The sequence below is a fragment of the Citrobacter sp. Cpo061 genome, assembly GCF_030332845.1.
Lineage (GTDB): Bacteria > Pseudomonadota > Gammaproteobacteria > Enterobacterales > Enterobacteriaceae > Citrobacter > Citrobacter portucalensis.
Genome location: NZ_JAOWHB010000006.1, coordinates 1 through 903, shown reverse-complemented (window position 1 = coordinate 903; position 903 = coordinate 1). Strand labels below are relative to the sequence as shown.

Below are 903 nucleotides of genomic sequence, written 5' to 3'. Positions count from 1 at the left end.
AAGGTACCGGATTTACCTGGAACCTCCGCCTACATGCTTAAACCGGGACAACCGTCGCCCGGCTAACATAGCCTTCTCCGTCCCCCCTTCGCAGTAACACCAAGTACAGGAATATTAACCTGTTTCCCATCGACTACGCCTTTCGGCCTCGCCTTAGGGGTCGACTCACCCTGCCCCGATTAACGTTGGACAGGAACCCTTGGTCTTCCGGCGTGCGGGTTTTTCACCCGCATTATCGTTACTTATGTCAGCATTCGCACTTCTGATACCTCCAGCATGCCTCACGACACACCTTCAACGGCTTACAGAACGCTCCCCTACCCAACAACACATAGTGTCGCTGCCGCAGCTTCGGTGCATGGTTTAGCCCCGTTACATCTTCCGCGCAGGCCGACTCGACCAGTGAGCTATTACGCTTTCTTTAAATGATGGCTGCTTCTAAGCCAACATCCTGGCTGTCTGTGCCTTCCCACATCGTTTCCCACTTAACCATGACTTTGGGACCTTAGCTGGCGGTCTGGGTTGTTTCCCTCTTCACGACGGACGTTAGCACCCGCCGTGTGTCTCCCGTGATAACATTCTTCGGTATTCGCAGTTTGCATCGGGTTGGTAAGTCGGGATGACCCCCTAGCCGAAACAGTGCTCTACCCCCGAAGATGAATTCACGAGGCGCTACCTAAATAGCTTTCGGGGAGAACCAGCTATCTCCCGGTTTGATTGGCCTTTCACCCCCAGCCACAAGTCATCCGCTAATTTTTCAACATTAGTCGGTTCGGTCCTCCAGTTAGTGTTACCCAACCTTCAACCTGCCCATGGCTAGATCACCGGGTTTCGGGTCTATACCCTGCAACTTAACGCCCAGTTAAGACTCGGTTTCCCTTCGGCTCCCCTATTCGGTTAACC

At 53.5% G+C, this 903-nt stretch carries 1 rRNA gene; it reads right to left on the bottom strand.

Annotation, left to right across the window (positions count from 1 at the left end):
- Positions 1-903, bottom strand: a 23S ribosomal RNA gene (locus OGX97_RS00560); the annotation flags it as partial.